Below are 21,299 nucleotides of genomic sequence, written 5' to 3'. Positions count from 1 at the left end.
GCCCGCGAATACGCGGGCGCGCTGGACGCCCGGCTCACCGCCCTCGTCGAGCTCGCCGACCTCGACTCGGAGAACGCCAACCAGCCCTACCCCGTCGCCTACGCGGCCGCGCGCAGCGCGGGCTACGGCGGCGCGCCCCAGGAGGCCGCCCCCGCCCTGGACCTCGAACCCCAGCGCCAGACCGTATACGCGCAGGTCAACGCCCGCTTTACGATGTCGCCCCCGCAACTGTGAGCGACTAGCGCACGGACGTGCGCGGGTCCTATAAACCGCTCATCAGAGCACGCCCGCGCACGTTTCATTAGTTGTTGACGACCAGCCACCTAAAGGCCATGGGGGAGTGGCTGGTTCCCGGTTCTTTACCCGCCGGTAAGTCATAGGCTCGCCGCATGCGCCGAGCAAAAATCGTCTGTACTTTGGGGCCAGCAACCGACTCGTACGAGCAGATCAAGGCACTCGTCGAAGCCGGAATGGACGTGGCCCGCTTCAACCTCAGCCACGGCACGTACGCCGAGCACGAGGAGCGTTACCGGCGAGTCCGGAAAGCCTCGCTCGAAACCGGTCGCAGCGTCGGCATCCTCGCCGACCTTCAAGGTCCGAAGATCCGTCTCGGCCGCTTCCACGAAGGCCCCGTACTCCTTGAACGCGGCGACGAGTTCACCATCACCGTCGAACCCATCGAGGGCGACCGCCTGCGCTGCGGCACCACCTACAAGGGCCTGGCCACCGACGTCAGCCGGGGCGAGCGCATCCTCGTCGACGACGGCCGGGTCACCCTTGAAGTTGTGGACGTCGAGGGCCCCCGGGTCCACACCATCGTCATCGAAGGCGGCATGGTCTCCGACCATAAGGGCCTCAACCTTCCCGGAGTCGCCGTCTCCGTCCCGGCGCTCTCCGACAAGGACATCGAAGACCTCCGCTGGGCGCTGCGCATCGGCGCCGACACCATCGCCCTGTCCTTCGTCCGCAACGCCAACGACGTCATCGACGTCCACCGGGTCATGCGGGAGGAGGGCATCCGGCTCCCGGTCATCGCCAAGGTCGAGAAGCCGCAGGCAGTCGAGAACCTGGAAGGGATCGTCGACGCCTTCGACGGCATCATGGTCGCGCGCGGCGACCTGGGCGTGGAGATGCCGCTGGAGCAGGTGCCGATCGTCCAGAAGCGCGCGATCAAGCTCGCCAAGCGGAACGCGAAGCCGGTCATCGTCGCGACCCAGATGCTCGACTCCATGATCGAGAACTCCCGCCCGACCCGCGCCGAGGCCTCGGACGTCGCCAACGCGGTCATCGACGGCACGGACGCGGTGATGCTCTCCGGCGAGACCAGCGTCGGCAAGTACCCCATCGAGACGGTCAAGACCATGGGCCGTATCGTCGCGGCGGCCGAAGAGGACATCCTCGCCAAGGGCCTCCCCCCGCTTACGGAGCGCAACAAGCCCCGCACCCAGGGCGGCGCGGTCGCCCGCGCGGCCGCCGAGATGGGCGACTTCCTCGGCGCGAAGTTCCTGGTCGCCTTCACCCAGAGCGGCGACACGGTCCGCCGCCTCTCCCGCTACCGCTCACCCATCCCCCTCCTCGCCTTCACCCCCGAGCCGGCGACCCGCTCCCAGCTGAACCTCACCTGGGGCGTGGAGACCTTCCTCGGCCCGATGGTCGACTCCACGGACGAGATGGTCGCCCAGGTCGACGAGGAGCTTCTGCGGATCGGCCGCTGCCAGAAAGGCGACCTCGTCATCATCACCGCCGGCTCCCCGCCCGGCGTCTCCGGCTCGACCAACCTGGTGCGGGTGCACCACATCGGCGAGGCGGACTTGCGGTAGGGGGCTGATTTGGGCCGGGGTACGGAGTGCTGGGCGCGCTTCAGTACTTCGGCCCGACGTGGGTGTCCATGAGGGCGACGGAGGCGCGCTTGGCGACCGAGATGTTGAAGGGGTCGCTCCCTCGGGCCAGGGTGGACCACTCGACGCCCACCTTCGTCAGGGTGTCGGAGCACAGCTTGCGGATGTCATCGGACTTGTTGGCGAAGAGGTACCGGGGATACTCGTAGCGCTTCCGCTCACCGCCGACGAGCCGTGTGGTCCAGTTGGTGACACGGCAGCCGTCGGAGTGGATGAGCCCACGGATGAACTCCCATGGGAACTGGTCGACTATCTGCTGCTGCCAGGGCTCGAGGGCGATCGTGCGCTCGTGCTTCTTGCCCGGCCCGTGCTGCGGGAACATGCAGATCCAGTGCTTGGTGTAGGACTTCACCTCGGTGCAGCCCTTCTTCTGCCGGGGGCGGACGCTGGGCGCGGGCATCACTTTCCGCATTGCCTCTCCGGCGGCTTCGATCAGACCGGGCCATGCGTCGGCGCAGAAGATCGACAGATGGTGCTGCTTGGGCTTGGAGACGATATGGCCGTCGCCGAGGTAGAGGCCGAGTAGATACGCGTAGGCTTGGTGGTCGAATGCGCGGCCGGTGCACCTGGGACAGTCGGTGGGCTGCTTGAAGACCTCGCCCCGCAGCTTCCGATCCTCATGCCGCCACCAGCCAACGGTCCCGCGCGGGACTCCCAGGAGCTCGGCTACCTCGTGATTGGGGACCCCTCGCCGCATCAGTGTGACGGCGTCATGGCGGACCGACGGACTGTATTCGCTCATGTACTGAGCGTGCACAATCGAAAGCTTGCACGCCCTGCAATCGCGGATCTACCACGCGAACGTGGCGGTCCGCTTCTCGCCGCAAAGTGCCGGGTGCGGGATTCGAACCCGCATGTCCTTTCGGACAGATGTGTTTGAGACATCCGCGTAAGCCATTCCGCCAACCCGGCTAGGTTGCCGATCAGGAGTGTACCGGGTGACCGCCCGGCGACGCAGCTAGGTAGGCTCAAGGTGCAGGACCTGCCACAAACGAGGAGCCACGTGAGCACCACTGACGCCCCCGACGCGCAGTCGCACGTCCCCCCGCACACCACCCGCGTGGTCATCGCCGAGGACGAGGCCCTCATCCGCCTCGACCTCAAGGAGATGCTCGAGGAGGAGGGGTACTCCGTCGTGGGCGAGGCGGGCGACGGCGAGACGGCCGTCGCGCTCGCTCAGGAGCACCGTCCCGACCTGGTGATTCTCGATGTGAAAATGCCGGTCCTCGACGGGATCTCCGCCGCCGAGCGGATCGCCGCCGACCGTATCGCCCCGGTCCTCATGCTCACCGCGTTCTCGCAGCGCGAACTCGTCGAGCGGGCCCGGGACGCGGGCGCCATGGCGTACCTCGTGAAGCCGTTCAGCAAGAGCGATGTGGTCCCGGCGATCGAGATGGCCGTCTCCCGCTTCACCGAGCTGAAGACGCTGGAGAAGGAGGTCGCCGACCTCGCCCAGCGCCTGGAGACCCGCAAGCTGGTGGACCGCGCCAAGAGCATTCTGCAGACGCAGTACGGGCTGACGGAGCCCGCCGCGTTCCGCTGGATTCAGAAGACCTCGATGGACCGCCGGCTGTCCATGCAGCAGGTGGCCGAGGCGGTCATCGAGGACGCGGCGGAGAAGAAGCAGCAGCAGTAGGAGCAGCAGAGGCAGGGGCGAGCTCGCCGAGGAGCGCCCGTACGTCCTCGGCCTCCGCCGCCCCCAGCCGCTCATGGATGGCGAGCGCTTCGCGCCAGCACGTATAGGCGCGGTCGGCGTGGCCGAGCTCCGTCAGAGCCTTGCCGAGGACGGTCAGGACGGTGGCGCGCCTCCATTCGCCGCCGATGACGCCGAAGGCGAAAGCCTGCTCGGCGGCCTCTGTCGGGCGGTGTATGGCCCCAACTGGGCCTCCGCCAGCCGTTGGCGGGTCAGTCCCTCCCACAGACGGTGTCGGCTCGAGGCGAAGAGGTCGAGCCTTTCAGCTCTTTTCCGATCTGGGTCAGCGTGACCGCGAGTGCGTATTTTCCGTTGGCGAGGCGCAGGGTGGGTCCCAGGCTCTCGTACATGGCGACTCCCCGCCGGGCCAGCTCGACGGCGCTGTCGGGGTGGCCCAGCTCGAGGTGGACCTGAGACAGGATGCACAGCGCGCCCGCTTCGCCCGGCTGGTCGTGGATGGCACGGAAAGCCTCGATTGCCATGCGCAGGTCGCGCTCTGCCTCCTCGACCCGCCCCAGGCTGAGTGCGGTGGCGCCACGCTGGTTCAGAATGTGGCCGTCGAGGCCGACGTCCCGCACCCGCGACCGCGCGTCCACGGCGAGCCCGGCTTGCTCGTCCGCCTGTTCGTATGCCCCGCGCAGGCTCAGCGCCCGGGACAGGGCGGTGCGGGCGCGGCCCTCGGCCCAGTTATCCCCGGCGGCCGCGGCGGCCGTGCTGAGGGTGTCGGCCACGGCTTCGTACTGGCGGATGTGGGCTCCGGACTCGGCGAGGTCGAAAGCGGTCAGCAGTAGGTCGGCCGCGCGGCGCAGCGCCGTGTCGGAAGAGGGGGCGGCCGCGGTCTGGGCGACGCAGGCGAGCAGGCAGTCGGCTTCGCCGTAGAGCCAGTCGAGTGCGGCGGTCCGGTCCGGGAAGTCGAGGCCGGGGTGGGTGGTGGGCGTCAGGTGGTCGACGAGGCGGTCGCCGGGCCGTTCTTGGGCGTAGGCCCGGGCGGCGGTCGCGAGGTAGAAGTCGAGGAGTCGGGAGAGGGCCGCGTCCCGGTCCTCCGGCGGCTGTTCGTCGCGTTCGGCGCAGGCTCGTGCGAAGAGGCGTACGAGGTGGTGGTAGCGGTAGCGGCCGGGGGCGGCGGAGTCCAGCAGCGAGGTGTCGACAAGGGACTCCAGCGCGTCCTCCGTGTTGTACACGTCCATGTCGAGCAGGGCGGCCGCCGCCGGGAGGGAGATGTCCGAGCCGTCCGCGAGCCCGAGCAGCCGGAACGCGCGGGCCTGGTAAGGCTGTAGCTGTCCGTAGCCCAGCTCGAAGGTGGCTTTGACCGTCAGGTCGCCCGCCCGCAACTCGTCGAGCCGCCGCCGTTCGTCGGCGAGCTTGGCCGCCAGGACGGATACGGTCCAGGTGCGGCGCGCGGCGAGCCGGGAGGCGGCGATGCGGATGGCCAGGGGCAGAAAGCCGCAGGCGGCCACCACGTCCAGGGCGGCCTCGCGCTCTGCGTGCACCCGCTCCTCGCCGACGATGCGGGTGAAGAGGACGAGTGCTTCCTCGGGGCTCATGACGTCCAGGTCGACCAGGTGGGCAAACGCCAGGTCGACCATGCGGACGCGGCTGGTGATGATGGCGGCGCAGCCCTCCGTGCCGGGCAGCAGCGGTCGTACCTGGGCGGCGTCGCGGGCGTTGTCGAGGAGGACCAGGACACGTCGGCCGCCGAGGAGGGAGCGGTAGAGAGCGGCGCGGTCCTCGATGCTGTCGGGGATGTCGGGGTCGGGGGACCCCAGGGCGCGCAGGAAGGAGGCCAGCACGGTCTCGGGGGCGGCGGGGGTGGGGCTGCCGCCCTGGAGGTCGACGTAGAGCTGTCCGTCGGGGAATTGGTGGCGCGCGGCGTGTGCCAGGTGGACGGCGAGTGTGGTCTTGCCGATGCCGCCGATTCCGGCGACGGCCGAGATGGCCATGATTCTGCCATCGGCCGTGGCGAGCTGTTCGCTGAGCTCGCGGACGAAGGCGGCGCGCCCGGTGAAGTCCGGGACGGTCGCGGGGAGTTGCGAGGGGACGACTGGCTGGGGGGCCGTGGTGTTCGGGGCGATGGCCGTGGGGATCGTCAGGGTTGGGTCGGCCTGAAGGATGCGGCGATGCACGGCATAGAGCTCCGGTGACGGGTCAACGCCCAGCTCGACCCTCAGCAGCCGCTGGGTGTCGGCGAAGACGCCCAGTGCCTCGGCCTGCCGCCCGCTGCGGTAGAGGCCCAGCATCAGAAGCTCACGTAGCCGCTCGCGCAGCGGGTGCGCGGCGGTCAGTTCGGTCAGCTCGGAGACCACCTCCGCGTGAAAGCCCAGCTCCAGGTCGAGGGCGAGCCGTGTCTCCAGCAGCGACACGCGCCATTCCATGAGGCGGGTGCGCTGTGTCTCTGCGTACGGCCCGGGCACGTCGGCCAGCGGCTCGCCGTCCCATAGGGCGAGTGCCTCGATGAGGGACTCGTGGGCCCCCCTACGGTTCCCCGCCTGCCGTGCCTCCTCCGCCTTGGCGGCCAGTTCCTCTGCCACATCGATGTCCAGCGCCCCACCCTCGACACGGATCGCGTATCCGCCCGATTCGCTGACCAACACGTCCGCTCCGAAGGCCTTCCGTAGCCGTGAGGCGTAGGTCCGCAGTGCGGCGACGGCCGCGTGGGGCGGTTCCTCGCCCCAGAGGGCGTCGATCAGCTCGGGTGCGGTCACCGTCCGGCCGCCGCGCATCAGCAGCGCGGCGAGCAGCGCGCGCTGCTGCCGGGAACCGGTGCTGATCTGTTCCCCGCCGCGCCAGACACGGACGGGTCCGAGCACGGAGAAGCACAGTTGTTCGGAGTGGCCCGGTCTGCGGAGCACGATGGCGGGTGGCCGTGGGGCGGGTGGCTGTGGGCGCGGGGGAGCGGGCGCGGGGGGCTCGGGCAGGGGTGTGGGCCGGTCCTTCGCGGCGGGGGCCAGTGCGCGCAGGACGTCCAGCGCCTCCGTCGTACGGCTCGCGTCGTGGAGGGCGTGGGCCAGTTGGGTGCGGAACGGCTCGTGGTGGGGGTGTTCGTCGGCGAGTGCGCGCAGTTCGGGGATGACCCGACCGGGTCGGCCGAGCCGCAGGTCGGCCTCGATGCGCAGGGACAGCGCCTCCAGGCGCTCGGCTTCCAGCCGCCGTGCGGGCGCGGCGAGGCGGGGGCCCGCGGTGACGCCGGCGAGGGCGGGGCCGCGCCACATCTTCACGGCGGTGGTCAGCAGGTCGTGGGCGCGTTCGTAACGGGCCTCGCTCAGCTGGGTTCTGGCGTCGTCGAGCAGTGCGGTGAACCGGAACAGGTCCACGTGCTGGGGGTCGATCAGGAGGGTGTAGCCGATGGGGTGGGTGGCCAGCAGGCCCTGTCCTCTCTCGCCCGCTCGGGCGAAGTCCCGGCGCAGCCGGCTGGCGTAGGTGTGCACTTGGGCGCGGGCGGTGGCCGGCGGGGAGTCGCCCCACAGCTCTTCGGTAAGCGTTTCCACGGGGACGGGCTGTCCGCTGCGGAGCAGCAGGGAGACGAGGAAGGTGCGGGCGCGTATCGAGGTGGGGGTGACGTCGGTGTCGTTGACGAGGAGTTCGACGGGGCCGAGGAGCCGCGCTTCGGTTCTCATGGGGCGGCTCCGGCGCGGCCGACGCCGCGGGCGACGCCGACGCCGTGGACGAGGCTGTCGCGCTGTTCGAGGAGCGCGGGGGCTCGCAGGCCGTACTCGCGCTCCCAGCGCTCCAGTTCATCGGTCACCAGCCGCAGGGCGCGGGTGTGGGCTCCGGTGGCGTGCAGGGCGCGGGCGAGCAGGACGACGATGCTCTCATCGCCGGGGTGGTGGGTGTGGAGGTCCTGTAGTTCGGCCGTGGCGCGGGCGGCGGCGCCGAGGGCGAGCAGCGCGGCGGCGTGGCGCTTGCCGAGGTCGAGGCGGATTTCGGCGAGGCTGAGGCGGACGCTGCGGACGTAGGCGGAGGGCTGGAGGTCGGAGACCGGCTCGCCGCGCCACAGGTTCAGCGCGGTGTCGTAGCGGGCGAGGGCGATCTCGTTGTCGCCGTCGCCCTGGGCGGCCTCGCCGTCCTCCAGGAGGCGGCGGAAGACGGGTACGTCGACGGTCGCCGGGGCGGTGTGCAGGACGTAGCTCACCTGGTCGGGCGCGTGTCCGGGGTGGGTGACCAGCCGGGGGCCGTCGGTCGTCCCATCAGCGAACTGCCGCAGCAGCTGGCGCAGATGGTGGATGTGGACGTGGATCGCCTGGGTGGCGGAGGCGGGAGGCGGACCCGCCCAAATGCGCTCACGCAGCGTGGCGATGGTGACGGCCTGTCCCGGCGAGAGCAGCAGGATGGCGAGCACCGCCCGCCGCTGCGGGGGGCCGAGGGTGATGTCCGTACCGTCGTGGGCGGCCCGGACGGGCCCCAGGAGCTCGAATCGGAGGGGTATCGCCCTCACCCCTCCCGTGATTGGCGATCGATGAAAGCCAGCCTAGCAGTACGCTTAGTGGGCGTTAAGTGGCTGCAGAGCAGATGCAGAGCGGAAACAGAGCGGTGGAGGAGAACTGCCAAGGACGCCGCCTCATCGGGACGTTCATCAATCGTCCATAGGCGGCGGGCAGTCTGGTTGGTCAGTGCGCTTGCGACATGCCTAGTCCAGCGTGCGCTCAGGCAGGGCCTCCGGGGGTGGTAGCCCGGGGTGCCCTGCCTCACTGCGCTTTCCGCTAACTCTGGCCTAACTGACGCCGTTTCGGCTACCGTCATGTCCAACTCGCCGCGTACAGCACGTGACTCCGGGTTCTCCTACCAAGAGCCCCGCGAGGAGTCCCCTGCTGTCTGCGTTTCGAGAGCTGGACTAGGCAAAGTCGAACGGGAGTGTGCTGCGGTGTATCCGGATTCCCTTGTGTGGTTGCTGGCCGGGGTCGTGGTGATCCTGGCCTTCTTCGTACTGGTCGGCTATGTGGCCAGGGTGCTGCGGACGGCGCAGCGGCTGCCCGGGGTGATCAGCGCGCTCGGGGTGTTCGTCGGGGTGCTGCCGACGATCCTCTACGCGCTGTATCGGGTGGTCGGTGTGGCCTGAGCCAAGGGCTGTCGGCTCTTCAGGATGGGACGAGGGCCTGTCCGTACCGTCACGGTACGGGCAGGCCCTCGTCGCGTCTGGCGGGTGCGGGCGTCAGTCCTCGCCCAGGTACGCCTTTCGCACCGACTCGTCGTGCAGCAGCTCCGAGCCGGTCCCCGACAGCACGATATTGCCGATCTCCATCACATGGCCCTGGTCCGCGAGGGACAGGGCGGCCTGGGCGTTCTGCTCCACGAGCAGGATCGTGGTGCCCTGGGCCTTCAGTCCGGCGATGGTCTGCATGATCTTCTGCATCATGATCGGGGAGAGGCCCATGGAGGGCTCGTCGAGCATGAGCAGCTTGGGGCGGGACATCAGGGCGCGGCCCATGGCGAGCATCTGCTGTTCGCCGCCGGACAGGGTGCCCGCGGCCTGGGAGCGGCGCTCGCCGAGGATGGGGAAGAGGTCGTACGCCTTCTGTGTGTCGGCGGCGATGCCGTCGGCGTCCTTGCGCAGGAACGCGCCGAGTTGAAGGTTCTCGGCGATGGTCAGGCGCGGGAAGATGTGCCGGCCCTCGGGGGAGTGGGCCAGGCCCAGGGCGACGATCTTGTGGGCGGGGACCCCGGTCAGCGGTTTGCCCTCGAAGCGGATGGAGCCGCCGAGCGGCTGGAGGAGGCCCGACAGGGTGCGCAGGGTGGTGGTCTTGCCCGCTCCGTTGGTGCCGATGAGGGTGACGACCTGGCCTTCTTCGACGGTGAACGAGATGCCCTTGACGGCCTCGATCTTGCCGTAGGCGACGCGCAGGTCCTCGACCTCGAGCAGTGCGGTCACTGTCCGTCCTCCGTACGTGCTGTGGTGCTCTTCGGGGTCCCGTCCGGCCCGGCGTCCTGCTGCGCCTCTGCCGCTTCGGCCTCGGCCGCCTCGACCTCGGCGACCTCGTCGTCGCCCGGCGCCCCCTCGAAGGGGGTGCCGATGTAGGCGGCGATGACGCGCTCGTCGCTCTGGACGACGTCGGGGGTGCCCTCGATGAGCTTCTGGCCCTGGACGAGCACGGCGACCCGGTCGCAGAGGTTGAAGATGAAGCGCATGTCGTGCTCGATGACGAGGACGGCGGTGCCCTGGTCCCGGATGGCGAAGACCAGTTCTTCGGTGGCCCGGGTCTCCTGGGGGTTCATACCGGCGGTGGGCTCGTCGAGGAGGAGCAGGCCGGGGTCGCTGGCCAGGGCCCGGGCGATCTCCAGCTTGCGCTGTTCGCCGTAGGGGAGGTTGCGGGAGAGGTGGTCGGCCTTGTCGGCGAGGCCGGTGAACTCCAGCAGCTCCATGGCGCGCTCCTTGGAGGCCGCCTCGGCGCGTTTGAAACCGGGGCCGCGCAGAAGGGCCGACCACAGGCCCTCCTTGGTGCGGGTGTGGCGCCCGACGAGCACGTTCTCCAGGACGGTCATGTTGGCGAAGAGCCGGATGTTCTGGAAGGTGCGGGCGACGCCGGCCTGGGTGACCAGGTGGGGCTTGGGCGGCAGGATGCCGCCCTTGTAGCTGACGTTCCCCTCGGTGGGGACGTACAGCCCGGTCAGGCAGTTGAAGAAGGTGGTCTTGCCGGCGCCGTTGGGGCCGATGAGGCCGACGATCTCGCCGGAGTTGACGGTGAGGTCGACGGAGCGTACGGCGGTCAGTCCGCCGAAGCGCATGGTCACGCCGCTGGCGCTGAGCACGGGAGAGGTGGTGGTCGTCATGTCTGTCACGCCTCCGCCTTGGTGACGCCGACGGCGTTGCCGGAGAGCTGGGGCTGGTCGGGGGCGTCGAGCTGGTCGGTCTCGTGGTATTCGAGCTGCTGACGCCGGTTGGGGATGATCCCTTCGGGACGGAAGCGCATGATGAGGATGAGCGCGATGCCGAAGGCGAGGAGCTGGTAGTCCTGGAAGAATTCCAGCTTCTTGGGGATCAGGAACAGGAGCGTGGCGCCGAGGAGAGGGCCGCCGATCGTGCCCATGCCGCCGAGGATGACGGCGGCGAGCAGGAAGGTGGAGTTGGGGGGCACGGGCCCGGCGAAGACGTACTGCTCGGGCACCACGGTGGTCTGGACGTGCGCCCACACGGTGCCGGCCACACCGGCGAGGGTGGCGCCGAGGGCGAAGGCGATGAGCTTGACGCGGAAGCCGTTGATGCCCATGGCGGTGGCGGCGGTCTCGTCCTCGCGGATGGCGACCCAGGCGCGGCCGATGCGGGAGTTGCCCGCGCGGCTGAAGACGAGCACGACGACGACCGTCACCAGCAGCATCAGCAGGAAATAGTTGGCGTTCGAGTCGAGCGTGCGGCCGAGGACGGTGTGATCTTCGTCGAAGTTGAAGCCGAAGATCTCCAGCGGGGGGATGTTGGGGATGCCGTTGGGGCCGTTGGTGACGGACGGACCGGAGACACCGTCCATGTTCTGCATCGCGAGGCGGAAGATCTCCCCGAAGCCGAGGGTCACGATGGCGAGGTAGTCGCCGCGCAGCCGCAGGGTGGGGGCGCCGATGACGACGCCGAAGATCAGGGAGACGACGGCACCCGCGATGACGGCGGCCCAGAAGGGGAAGTGGACGTCGAGGGTGGAGGAAGTGGACCCGGAGACCAGGGCGGCGGTGTACGCGCCGACACCGAGGAAGGCGACATAGCCGAGGTCGAGGAGGCCGGCCAGGCCGACCACGATGTTCAGGCCGAGGGCGACGGTCGCGAAGATGAGGATGTTGACGCCGAGTTCGGTGTAGCTGGCCTTGTCCTGGGTGAACGGGAAGGCCACCGCGGTCACCAGGGCCGCGAGGAGCGTGATCGAGCGGTACTTCGCGGTGAGCGCGCCCATGCGGGCGACGATTCCGGCCTTGAAGAGGGCGGTGGCGGCGAAGCCCGCGGCGATCAGATAGCCGAGGAACGGTTCGGGGTGGTCCGGGTCGGTCTGGATGCCGTAGTTGACGACGTAGAGCCCGATCGCGAAGACGGCGGCGATGATCAGGATCTCGGCCCAGGAGGGCAGCTCCGCCGGGCGCTTGAGCGGCCGGGTGTCGTTCGGGAGCAGGAAAGCCGCGAGGGGGATCACGCTGGTGATGGCGGCGACCCAGGCGCCGGGTTCCCAGTTGGCCAGGCCGCCGAGGTCGACGGCGATGGCGAGGACGGTGAACCAGGTGGTGGCGAAGGTGCCGAGGGCGATGAGCCGCAGGGCCTGGGTGGAGCCGGCGGGGGTGAGCCAGCGCAGCCCGCGCAGGTCCATGGCGGCGAGCGCGAAGACGGTGGTGAGCAGGCCCATCACCAGGGTGAGGATCTGCAGGCCACCGGGGTAACCGTTGAAGGTGAGGTCGCCGGGGAACTCGTCGGTCCAGGTCCAGGCGAGGAAAGTGGAGACGACGGAGGCGAGGCCGCCGACGGCGGTGATCGCGCGCAGCATGGTGGCGCGTCCGCCCGTGTGGGTGTTCTCACCCGTGGTCTTGCTCGTATCGGTGCTCATATGTGGTCCCTCCTCACGCCCGGTCCGCTACGCGTTCGCCGAGCAGGCCCTGTGGCCTGACCAGCAGGACGACGATGAGCAGGGTGAAGGCCCAGACGTCCTTCCAGGTGCCGCCGCCGAGCTGCTCCATACCCGGGATGTCCTGGATGTACTGGATGGCCAGGGCTTCGGCGATACCGAGCACGACTCCGCCGAGCATGGCGCCGTAGATGTTGCCGATGCCGCCGAGTACGGCGGCGGTGAAGGCCTTGAGGCCGGCGATGAAGCCCATCTCGAAGTTGACCTGACCGTACTTCAGCCCGTGGGCCAGTGCGGCGACGGCGGCGAACGCACCGCCGATGGCGAAGGCCATCACGATGATGCGGTCGGTGTTGATGCCCATCAGCTTGGCGGTGTCGGGGTCCTGCGCGGTGGCCTGCATCGCGCGTCCGGCACGGCTCTTGGAGACGAACAGGCCCAGGGCCAGCATGCACACCGGGGCGGCTATGAGGAGGAAGACATCGCCGCGCTGGATGTGCAGATTGCTGAAGATCTCCAGGGACTTGCCCTCGAACTGGGGGAAGCTGCGCGACTTCTTGGCGTCCGGGTAGAAGGCCCACACGGCCTGCTGGAGCGCGATGGACAGGCCGATCGCGGTGATCAGCGGGGCGAGCCTGGGTCCTCCGCGCAATGGCCGGTACGCGAACCGCTCGGCGGCGGTGGCGACGGCCACCGAGGCGACGACGCCGCCGATGAGCATGAGGGGCAGGGCCAGGGAGAGCGCGGTGCCGCCGGGGAGCCAGAGGTAGATGGTGAGGGCTCCGAAGCCACCGATCATGAAGATCTCGCCATGGGCGAAGTTGATGAGCTGGACAATGCCGTAGACCATGGTGTACCCGATGGCGATCAAGCCGTAGAGGGCGCCAAGGGTCAGGCCGTTGACCAGCGTTTGCGGCAGTTCGTGCACCGCAGGGCCTCCGATGAGCGTGTCGGATATGACGCCGCGCGGGGGCGCTGTTGCGCCTCCGCGCGGCTGGGGGGTTGATGGGTGCGGGGCAGTCCCGGGGTCAGTCCTTGAAGGTTCGGCTCGTCGCGTCCGTCCAGGCGCCCTTGACGACCTTGTAGACCGTCAGCTGCTTGTTGGTGGTGTCGCCGTACTGGTCGAAGGAGACCTTCCCGGTCACGCCGTCGAAGGAGACCTTGTTCAGGGCTTCGGTGATCTTGGCGCGGGCGTCGTCGGGCAGCTTGCCGTCGTTGTCGTTCACCACGGCCTTGACGGCCTGGATGATCGCCCAGCCGGCGTCGTAGGAGTAGCCGCCGTAGGCCGCGTAGGGGTCCTTGTAGCCCTGGGCCGCGTACTCCTTGACGAAGGCCTTGGCGGAGGGCAGCTTCTCGACGGGGTAGCCGACGGAGGTGGCGTAGTCGCCGTCGTTGCTGGTGCCCGAGGCCTTGATGAAGGCGGGGTCGTAGATGCCGTCGCCGCCCATGATCGGGACGTTGGCCCCGGCCTGCTTGACCTGGTCGGACAGGAGGCCGCCCTCGGGGTACTGGCCACCGAAGTAGACGGAGTCGGCGCCGGTGGACTTGACCTTGCCGGCGATGCCGGAGAAGTCGTTCTCCTTGACGGTCAGGTGGTCGGTGCCGACGACCTTGCCGCCGAGGCGCTTGAACTCCTGGGCGAAGATCTTGGCGAGGCCGGCGCCGTAGGTCTGCTTGTCGTCGACGACGAAGACCTTCCGCTTCTTGGCGTCCTTGTAGTAGTACTGCGCGGCGAAACGGCCCTGGATGACGTCGGTGGTCGCGGTGCGGAAGTAGGTCTTGAACGGGCGGGTCTTCTTGCCCGAAGGCCAGTCGGGTCCCTGGCTGAGGTCCGGGCTGGTGTTCGCGGGGGAGACCTGTGCCAGGTCGGCCTTGGCGAACACGCCCTGCATGGACTGGGAGACGCCGGAGTTCAGCGGGCCGACCATGGCCACGATCTCATCGTCGTCGACCATCGAGGTGGCGTTCGTCTTGCCGGACGAGGGCACGGCCTTGTCGTCGTAGTCCTTGATCTTGAAGGTGACGCCGGGCACCTCGTTGTTCTTGTTGGCCACCTTGGTGGCGAGGTCGACCGAGTTCTTGATGCCCTGGCCGAGGGCGGACAGGGAGCCGGTCAGCGGGGCGTCGACACCGATGACGACGGTGGTCTTCTTGTTGTCGCCGTCGCTGTTGTCGCTCTTGTCGCGCGACCCACAGGCGCTGAGGGTGAGTGCGCCCGCGGTGATCGCGGTCGTGATGATGAGCAAGGAACGGTGTCGCACGAGGAATCCTTTCACTGGCCGGCCCCCTACTTCTGGGTGCCGTGTCCTCGCCGGAGGTCTGAAACGGCCGTCGGATGTTGGGTTAACACCCGACGACGTGGTGACTGGCTGTGACTCTAGGCGCGTCACGCAGCGGGGGGCAGAGGTGCAGGCCATGATGTGACTGTCTTGTTATGCCATACGTCGTCGGGGCGTGTCCGTGTAGCGGAACGTAAGTGATAAATGGGGCGGATGACTATAATCCATACGGTCCGGATACTGAGAATCTGCAGTTCCGCTAAGCGGTGTGGGGGACTGGAGATGGATGTGCGGACCGACGTGCGATCATGTGCATGAAAAGATCAACACTACAGGTCTCCGGCTAAGTCAATACCTAGTCTTGCATTGCGTGAATGTTACGGAGTGTTACGCCCGGCGGTCATGACGGCGGGCGCCAGTTCTCCGAGCTGTGGGTCGCGCCGCGCTCGTCCGTGCAGCGCCGCAGGGACTCCTGCTTGATCAGCTCTTTGGCGGCGGCGGTGCCGCGCCGCCTGCGCTCCGCGCGCGCGGCGTGCACGATGTCGTCGTAGATCTCGAACTGCTGGTTGGACATCCCCTTCTGCTCCCAGTCGAGCCCGGCCCATTTGCTGCCCAGCAGGTCCTGCTCGGCCCAGTACGAGATGAGGTCGAAGCACAGCTGGACCGGTGAAGTCGCAGGGGCGGTGGGGGTGTTGGTCGAGGTGTGCGGGGCCGGGGCGGGGCGGGACTCCGGCCCGGCGCACGCGCCCGCGGCCGTGGCGAGCGTCAGCGCGAGGGCGCAGACGGCGGCGGGACGGGTGCGCGTACGGGTCGATCGGCTGGTCGATGCCCCCATGGGGAAACGGTAGAGCCGCCCCGGCGGGCGGGCAACGGCCTTGCGCGCGGCGGCCGTTCCGGCCGCTGGGTGGGGGCTGTGGGGGCGTGCGGGGCCGGGCGGGTCCGCCGGGGTGGCCGGTGGGGTGGTCGGCCCGCCCGGCGGCCGTCAGCGCCGTCAGCGCGCCGAGCCGTCCTCGGGCAGGTTGGCCAGCGCCTCGTTCACATTGACCTCGCGCAGCATGCACGTCAGCCGGGCCGTGCAGACGCGCCGGTCCTGTTCGTCGGTGATGACGATCTCGTACGTGGCGGTGGAGCGCCCCCGGTGGGCGGGCGTGGCGACGCCGGTCACCAGGCCGGAGCGGACCCCGCGGTGGTGGGTGCAGTTGAGGTCCACGCCGACGGCGATCTTGGCGCTGCCGCCGTGGAGCATCGAGCCGACCGAGCCGAGGGTTTCGGCCAGTACCGCCGAGGCGCCGCCGTGCAGCAGCCCGTACGGCTGGGTGTTGCCCTCGACCGGCATCGTGCCCACCACGCGGTCGGCGGAGGCCTCGAGGATCTGCACGCCCAAGCGGGTGCCGAGGTGCCCGGCGGAGAACAGCGCGGGGAGGTCCACGCCGAGCGCCGCGTACTCGTCGATGACCTCTTGCGGGAAGGTCGCACCGGTCTGCTCGCCCATGGGGTCCTGCTCCATTCGCTCGGGTGTCCTGCCGTCGTCGTGACCGTCGTTGTGCCGATGGCCGAATCCTGTCAGGCCACTGAGCAAACGCTTAGGCGGGGTTGGCTTGTTCCAGGCGGACCACCACGGACTTGCTGGCGGGGGTGTTGCTGGTGTCGGCCGTCGAGTCCAGCGGGACCAGGACGTTGGTCTCCGGGTAGTAGGAGGCCGCGCAGCCGCGTGCGGTCGGGTAGTGGACGACCCGGAAGCCGGGCGCGCGGCGCTCGCTGCCGTCCGTCCACTCGCTGACCAGGTCCGTGTACGAGCCGTCGGCGAGGCCGAGCTCACGCGCGTCGTCGGGGTGGACCAGCACCACGCGGCGGCCGTTTTTGATGCCCCGGTAGCGGTCGTCCAGGCCGTAGATGGTGGTGTTGTACTGGTCGTGCGAGCGGAGGGTCTGCAGCAGCAGCCGGCCCTCGGGCACCCGCGGATACTCGACCGGCGCGGCGGTGAAGTTGGCCTTGCCGGTGGCCGTGGGGAAGCTTCGGGAGTCGCGCGGGGCGTGCGGCAGCGCGAAGCCGCCGGGCCTGGCGACCCGGGCGTTGAAGTCGTCGAAGCCGGGGATCACGGCCTCGATACGGTCGCGGATCGTGCCGTAGTCGTGTCCGAACTCCTCCCAGGGGGTGCGGCTTTCGGCGCCGAGCACCCGCCGGGCCAGCCGGGCGACGATGGCGGGCTCCGAGAGCAGCCCGGGGCTCGCGGGCATAAGGCTGCCGCGCGAGGCGTGCACCATGCCCATGGAGTCTTCGACGGTGATGAACTGCTCGCCGCCGCCCTGCAGATCGCGCTCGGTGCGGCCGAGCGTGGGCAGGATGAGCGCCCGCGCGCCGGTGACCACATGGGACCGGTTCAGCTTGGTGGACACATGGACGGTGAGCCGGGCGCGGCGCATAGCGGCCTCGGTCACCTCGGTGTCGGGGGAGGCGGAGACGAAGTTGCCGCCCATGGCGAAGAAGACCTTGGCCTGGCCGTCACGCAGCGCCCGGATGGCCCGTACGACGTCGAAGCCGTGCTCGCGGGGCGGGGCGAAGCCGAACTCCCGCTCCAGGGCGTCCAGGAAGGCCGGGGCGGGGCGCTCGAAGATGCCCATGGTGCGGTCGCCCTGCACATTGCTGTGCCCGCGCACCGGGCACACTCCGGCGCCGGGACGGCCCACATTGCCCCGCAGCAGCAGGAAGTTGACGACCTCCCGGATGGTGGGCACGGAGTGCTTGTGCTGGGTCAGGCCCATGGCCCAGCACACGATGGTGCGCTTGGAGGCGAGGACCATCGCGAGCGCCCGGTCGATCTCGGCCCGCTCCAGGCCGGTGGCGCGCAGGGTCTCGTCCCAGTCGGCGGCGCGCGCCGCGGCGGCGAACTCCTCGAAACCGTGGGTGTGCTCGTGTATGAACGCCTCGTCAACCGCGCCCGCGCCCACGCCGGGGGTGGTGTCGGCGGCCTCCAGGATCAGCCGGTTCAGGGCGCGGAAGAGTGCCTGGTCGCCACCCAGCCGTATCTGCAGGAAGAGATCGGTGAGCGCGGTGCCGCCGCCCACCAGGCCGCGCGGGGTCTGCGGGTTCTTGAACCGCTCCAGGCCCGCCTCGGGCAGCGGGTTGATGCTGATGATCTTCGCGCCGCCGGCCTTCGCGCGCTCCAGGGCGGAGAGCATCCGCGGGTGGTTGGTGCCCGGGTTCTGGCCGGCCACGATGATCAGATCGGCCTGGTGGAGGTCGTCAAGCAGCACGCTGCCCTTGCCCACGCCAAGGGTTTCGGTCAGCGCCGAGCCGGAGGACTCATGGCACATGTTCGAGCAGTCGGGCAGGTTGTTGGTGCCGAATTCGCGGGCGAAGAGCTGGTAGAGGAAGGCGGCTTCGTTACTGGTGCGCCCCGAGGTGTAGAAGACGGCCTCGTCGGGGGAGGCGAGGGCGGTCAGTTCCCCGGCGATGATGTCGAAGGCGCGCTCCCAGGTCACCGGCTCGTACGACTCGGCGCCCTCGGGCAGATACATCGGCTGGGTGAGGCGGCCCTGCTGGCCGAGCCAGTAGCCGCTGCGGGTGGCGAGGTCGGCGACGGGGTGGGCGGCGAAGAAGTCGGGGGTGACGCGGCGCAGCGTCGCCTCCTCGGCGACGGCCTTGGCGCCGTTCTCGCAGAACTCGGCCTTGTGGCGCTTGTCGCCCTCGGGCCAGGCGCAGCCGGGGCAGTCGAAGCCGTTCTTCTGGTTGACCTTGAGGAGGGTGAGCGCGGTGCGGCGCACGCCCATCTGCTGCTGGGCCATGCGCAGCGTATGGCCGATGGCGGGCAGCCCGGCGGCGGCGTGCTGTGGGGCGGCTACTTCGGGTGCGTCCTGCACCGGGTCGCCCGCGGGCGGCTTGGCTGCCATGTCGCTTCTCCCATCGTGCGCTACGCGCTCGGACCACGCGCTCGGCCTTCACTCCGACCCTTTCACGGAGCAACCGATCCTTTCATGGCGCATCTGGTTCTCGGACGGGAGGCGGGGAGCGTTGTCGGTGGGGCGTGGCAGGATCGGGGGCGTGGCAGAGAAAGCATCGAAGAAGACCGCAGCGCCCGCGACCGCCGACCGTGCGGGAGACCGCCCCCGGCTGCTCCTGCTGGATGGGCATTCCCTGGCATATCGGGCGTTCTTCGCGCTGCCGGCAGAGAACTTCAATACGACTACCGGCCAGACCACCAACGCGATCTACGGCTTCACCTCGATGCTGGTGAACACGCTCCGTGATGAGCAGCCCACGCATCTGGCCGTGGCGTTCGACGTCTCGCGCAAGACCTGGCGCTCCGAGCAGTTCACCGAGTACAAGGCGAACCGCTCCAAGGCTCCCGACGAGTTCAAGGGCCAGGTCGAGCTGATCGGCGAAATGCTCGACGCGATGAGCATCACCCGCTTCGCGGTGGACGGCTTCGAGGCCGACGACATCATCGCCACCCTCGCCACCCAGGCAGAGGCCGAGGGCTTCGAGGTGCTGATCGTCACGGGCGACCGCGACTCGTTCCAGCTGGTCAGCGACCATGTCACGGTCCTCTACCCGACGAAGGGCGTCTCCGAGCTGACGCGGTTCACCCCCGCCAAGGTCGAGGAGAAGTACGGCCTCACCCCGCGGCAGTATCCGGACTTCGCCGCGCTGCGCGGCGACCCGTCGGACAACCTCCCCGGCATCCCTGGCGTCGGGGAGAAGACCGCCGCGAAGTGGATCAACCAGTTCGCCTCCTTCGCCGAGCTGGTGGAGCGGGTCGCGGAGGTCAAGGGCAAGGTCGGCGACAAGCTCCGCGAGCACCTGGAGTCCGTCAAGCTCAACCGCCGGCTGACCGAGCTGGTGCGGGATGTCGAGCTGCCCGCAGGACCCGACGGCCTCAAGCGCATTCCGTACGACCGGCAGGCGCTGTCGGTGATCATGGACGCGCTGGAGTTCCGCCACCAGAACTTCCGGGACCGCGTCCTGGCCGTCGACCCCGGCGCCGCCGAGGAGGAGCCCGCGGCCGCGGCCCCCGGCGTCGAGGTGGACGGCGTGGTGGCCGGCCCGGGCGAGCTTGCCCCCTGGCTGGAGCGGCACGGCGCCGGGCCGCTGGGCCTGGCCACCGTGGACACCTGGGCGCTGGGCAGCGGCAGCGTCAGCCAGATCGCACTGGCCGCCGCCTCGGGACCGGCCGTCTGCTTCGACCCGTCGGAGGTGGACGAGCCCGATGAGCGGGCCTTCGCCGGCTGGATCGCGGACCCGGACCGGCCGAAGGTGATGCACGACGCCAAGGGCGTGATGCGGGTCTTCGAGGAGCACGGCTGGACCGTGGCCGGGGTCACCATGGACACCGCGCTCGCCGCCTATCTGGTCAAGCCCGGCCGCCGCTCCTTCGCGCTGGACGCCCTGTCCGTCGAGTACCTGGGCCGTGAGCTGTCCCCGGCCGCCGCCGCGGAGAGCGGGCAGCTGGCCTTCGGCACCGACGAGCAGGCCGAGCAGGACGCCCTGATGACCCAGGCCCGGACGATCCTGGACCTCGGCGAGGCGTTCGGCCGGCGGCTCGCGGAGGTCGGCGCGGTGGAGCTGCTGCGCGATGTCGAGCTGCCCATCTCCGCGCTGCTGGCCCGGATGGAGAAGGCCGGTATCGCATCGGACCGGGAGTGGCTGGACCGCATGGAGCAGCAGTTCGCCGCGGCCGTGCAGCAGGCCGTCAAGGAGGCACACGCCGCGGTGGGCCATGAGTTCAACCTCGGCTCGCCCAAGCAGCTCCAGGAGGTGTTCTTCGGCGAGCTCGGCCTGCCCAAGACCAAGAAGACCAAGACCGGGTACACCACGGACGCGGACGCGCTGGCCTGGCTCGCCACCCAGACCGACCACGAACTGCCCGTGATCATGCTGCGCCACCGCGAGCAGGCCCGGCTCCGCTCCACCGTCGAGGGCCTGATCAAGACCATCGCCCCCGGCGGCCGTATCCACACCACCTTCAACCAGACCGTGGCGGCCACCGGCCGGCTCTCCTCCACCGACCCCAATCTGCAGAACATCCCGGTGCGTACGGACGAGGGCCGGGCCATCCGGCGCGGCTTCGTCGTCGGCGAGGGCTTCGAATCGCTGCTGACCGCCGACTACAGCCAGATCGAGCTGCGCGTCATGGCCCATCTGTCCGAGGACGAGGGCCTGATCGAGGCGTTCACCTCCGGTGAGGACCTGCACACCACAGTCGCCTCCCAGGTGTTCGGCGTGGCCAAGTCCGAGGTCGACCCGGAGATGCGCCGCAAGATCAAGGCGATGTCGTACGGGCTGGCGTACGGGCTGTCGGCGTTCGGCCTGTCCCAGCAGCTGGGCATCACCCCGGACGAGGCCCGCAAGCTGATGGACACCTTCTTCGAGCGGTTCGGCGGGGTGCGCGACTATCTCCAGCGGGTCGTCGACGAGGCCCGGGCCACCGGCTATACGGAGACCATGCTCGGCCGCCGCCGCTATCTCCCGGACCTCAACAGCGACAACCGCCAGCGCCGTGAGATGGCCGAGCGCATGGCGCTCAACGCGCCGATTCAGGGCACCGCCGCCGATATCGTGAAGATCGCGATGCTTCGGGTGGACGAGGCGTTGACAAAGGAGAAATTGTCGTCGCGGATGCTGCTCCAGGTGCACGACGAAATCGTGGTGGAAGTCGCCCCGGGGGAGCGGGAGCGGGTGGAGGCCCTGGTGCGCCGGGAAATGGCCGGAGCCTTCCACCTCCGGGCCCCGCTCGACGTGTCCGTCGGGGCCGGAACGGACTGGGAATCGGCGGCGCATTAGGGGCTGTTTCCAGGCTTGCGGAGTGGACCGCGAGGGGCGAAACGGGCGGTACGCCCGGTAGCTGCGGCGCGGCAAGTTGTCGTAGTGTCACGAGGGTTGGCGCGGGGGAGCGCGCTCACTGCTC

Annotated in this window: 15 protein-coding genes, 1 tRNA gene and 2 pseudogenes; 5 read left to right on the top strand and 13 right to left on the bottom strand. The window is 69.5% G+C overall.

Annotation, left to right across the window (positions count from 1 at the left end; translation table 11 throughout):
- On the top strand, positions 1–234 hold a 234-nt coding region (locus ACWDSL_RS29290; RefSeq protein WP_450490417.1), incomplete at its 5' end, for an SIMPL domain-containing protein.
- 155 nt (positions 235–389) lie between these two features.
- Positions 390–1,820 carry a pyruvate kinase gene (gene pyk / locus ACWDSL_RS29285; RefSeq protein WP_450490415.1) on the top strand — a complete coding sequence of 477 codons (1,431 nt, stop codon included), beginning with the start codon at positions 390–392 and terminating at the stop codon, positions 1,818–1,820.
- Between the two features lie 40 nt (positions 1,821–1,860).
- Here pyk and ACWDSL_RS29280 read toward each other — a convergent pair whose 3' ends face one another.
- Both ACWDSL_RS29280 and ACWDSL_RS29275 read right to left on the bottom strand, forming a co-directional pair.
- A complete protein-coding gene (locus ACWDSL_RS29280; protein ID WP_450490413.1) occupies positions 1,861–2,640 on the bottom strand; it encodes a helix-turn-helix domain-containing protein in 780 nt (259 codons plus the stop codon).
- Between the two features lie 87 nt (positions 2,641–2,727).
- A tRNA-Leu gene (locus ACWDSL_RS29275) sits at positions 2,728–2,810 on the bottom strand.
- Positions 2,811–2,901: 91 nt separating this feature from the next.
- Here ACWDSL_RS29275 and ACWDSL_RS29270 point away from each other — a divergent pair.
- On the top strand, positions 2,902–3,534 hold the full coding sequence (locus ACWDSL_RS29270) for an ANTAR domain-containing response regulator (RefSeq protein ID WP_014180542.1): 633 nt from the start codon (positions 2,902–2,904) through the stop codon (positions 3,532–3,534).
- On the opposite strand, the pseudogene ACWDSL_RS29265 reads toward ACWDSL_RS29270, so the two are convergent.
- From ACWDSL_RS29265 to ACWDSL_RS29255, 3 genes and pseudogenes are all read right to left on the bottom strand, one after another.
- Positions 3,497–6,443, bottom strand: a pseudogene (locus tag ACWDSL_RS29265) (BTAD domain-containing putative transcriptional regulator). The gene ACWDSL_RS29270 and the pseudogene ACWDSL_RS29265 overlap by 38 nt on opposite strands.
- A gap of 153 nt (positions 6,444–6,596) precedes the next feature.
- Positions 6,597–7,205: pseudogene (locus ACWDSL_RS29260) on the bottom strand (AfsR/SARP family transcriptional regulator); the annotation flags it as partial.
- Entirely contained in the window at positions 7,202–8,023 is an 822-nt protein-coding gene (locus ACWDSL_RS29255) for an AfsR/SARP family transcriptional regulator (RefSeq protein WP_450490411.1), read from the bottom strand. The gene ACWDSL_RS29255 and the pseudogene ACWDSL_RS29260, both read right to left, overlap by 4 nt.
- Positions 8,024–8,449: 426 nt before the next feature.
- Here ACWDSL_RS29255 and ACWDSL_RS29250 point away from each other — a divergent pair, with 426 nt between their 5' ends.
- Positions 8,450–8,644: a hypothetical protein gene (locus tag ACWDSL_RS29250; RefSeq protein ID WP_089511369.1), complete on the top strand. Its 195-nt coding sequence runs from the start codon at positions 8,450–8,452 to the stop codon at positions 8,642–8,644.
- A 93-nt stretch (positions 8,645–8,737) separates the two neighbouring features.
- Here ACWDSL_RS29250 and ACWDSL_RS29245 read toward each other — a convergent pair whose 3' ends face one another.
- The 8 genes from ACWDSL_RS29245 to ACWDSL_RS29210 form a co-directional block, all read right to left on the bottom strand.
- A complete protein-coding gene (locus ACWDSL_RS29245) occupies positions 8,738–9,454 on the bottom strand; it encodes an ABC transporter ATP-binding protein (RefSeq protein ID WP_450490409.1) in 717 nt (238 codons plus the stop codon).
- On the bottom strand, positions 9,451–10,353 hold the full coding sequence (locus ACWDSL_RS29240) for an ABC transporter ATP-binding protein (RefSeq protein ID WP_450490407.1): 903 nt from the start codon (positions 10,351–10,353) through the stop codon (positions 9,451–9,453). Before ACWDSL_RS29240 ends, ACWDSL_RS29245 begins: the two co-directional genes overlap by 4 nt.
- Before the next feature lie 5 nt (positions 10,354–10,358).
- Positions 10,359–12,098 (bottom strand): branched-chain amino acid ABC transporter permease, encoded by a 1,740-nt coding sequence (locus tag ACWDSL_RS29235; protein WP_450490405.1) that lies wholly within the window; start codon positions 12,096–12,098, stop codon positions 10,359–10,361.
- A 13-nt stretch (positions 12,099–12,111) separates the two neighbouring features.
- On the bottom strand, positions 12,112–13,044 hold the full coding sequence (locus tag ACWDSL_RS29230; protein WP_450490403.1) for a branched-chain amino acid ABC transporter permease: 933 nt from the start codon (positions 13,042–13,044) through the stop codon (positions 12,112–12,114).
- A gap of 100 nt (positions 13,045–13,144) precedes the next feature.
- Complete coding sequence (locus ACWDSL_RS29225; protein WP_450490401.1) at positions 13,145–14,377, bottom strand: branched-chain amino acid ABC transporter substrate-binding protein; 1,233 nt, start codon at positions 14,375–14,377, stop codon at positions 13,145–13,147.
- A gap of 418 nt (positions 14,378–14,795) precedes the next feature.
- On the bottom strand, positions 14,796–15,230 hold the full coding sequence (locus ACWDSL_RS29220; RefSeq protein ID WP_450490399.1) for a hypothetical protein: 435 nt from the start codon (positions 15,228–15,230) through the stop codon (positions 14,796–14,798).
- Positions 15,231–15,386: 156 nt separating this feature from the next.
- On the bottom strand, positions 15,387–15,887 hold the full coding sequence (locus ACWDSL_RS29215) for a hotdog fold thioesterase (RefSeq protein ID WP_450490397.1): 501 nt from the start codon (positions 15,885–15,887) through the stop codon (positions 15,387–15,389).
- Between the two features lie 91 nt (positions 15,888–15,978).
- The gene (locus tag ACWDSL_RS29210) at positions 15,979–18,285 is read right to left on the bottom strand and encodes an FdhF/YdeP family oxidoreductase (RefSeq protein WP_450490395.1); all 2,307 of its coding nucleotides are present in this window, start codon (positions 18,283–18,285) and stop codon (positions 15,979–15,981) included.
- A 151-nt stretch (positions 18,286–18,436) separates the two neighbouring features.
- Here ACWDSL_RS29210 and polA point away from each other — a divergent pair, with 151 nt between their 5' ends.
- Positions 18,437–21,175 carry a DNA polymerase I gene (polA, locus tag ACWDSL_RS29205; RefSeq protein WP_450490393.1) on the top strand — a complete coding sequence of 913 codons (2,739 nt, stop codon included), beginning with the start codon at positions 18,437–18,439 and terminating at the stop codon, positions 21,173–21,175.
- The last annotated feature ends 124 nt before the right edge of the window (positions 21,176–21,299 follow it).

The sequence above is a fragment of the Streptomyces sp. NPDC000941 genome (assembly GCF_053599555.1).
The sequence above is the reverse complement of the archived record's forward strand: the minus strand, read 5'-3'. Positions and strand labels throughout refer to the sequence as shown.

Coding starts and splice junctions, on each gene's coding strand:
- pyk (WP_450490415.1), top strand. CDS start 390: ATGCGCCGAGCAAAAATCGTCTGTACTTTGGGGCCAGCAACCGACTCG.
- ACWDSL_RS29280 (WP_450490413.1), bottom strand. CDS start 2,640: ATGAGCGAATACAGTCCGTCGGTCCGCCATGACGCCGTCACACTGATG.
- ACWDSL_RS29240 (WP_450490407.1), bottom strand. CDS start 10,353: ATGACGACCACCACCTCTCCCGTGCTCAGCGCCAGCGGCGTGACCATG.
- ACWDSL_RS29235 (WP_450490405.1), bottom strand. CDS start 12,098: ATGAGCACCGATACGAGCAAGACCACGGGTGAGAACACCCACACGGGC.
- ACWDSL_RS29220 (WP_450490399.1), bottom strand. CDS start 15,230: ATGGGGGCATCGACCAGCCGATCGACCCGTACGCGCACCCGTCCCGCC.
- ACWDSL_RS29215 (WP_450490397.1), bottom strand. CDS start 15,887: ATGGGCGAGCAGACCGGTGCGACCTTCCCGCAAGAGGTCATCGACGAG.
- ACWDSL_RS29210 (WP_450490395.1), bottom strand. CDS start 18,285: ATGGCAGCCAAGCCGCCCGCGGGCGACCCGGTGCAGGACGCACCCGAA.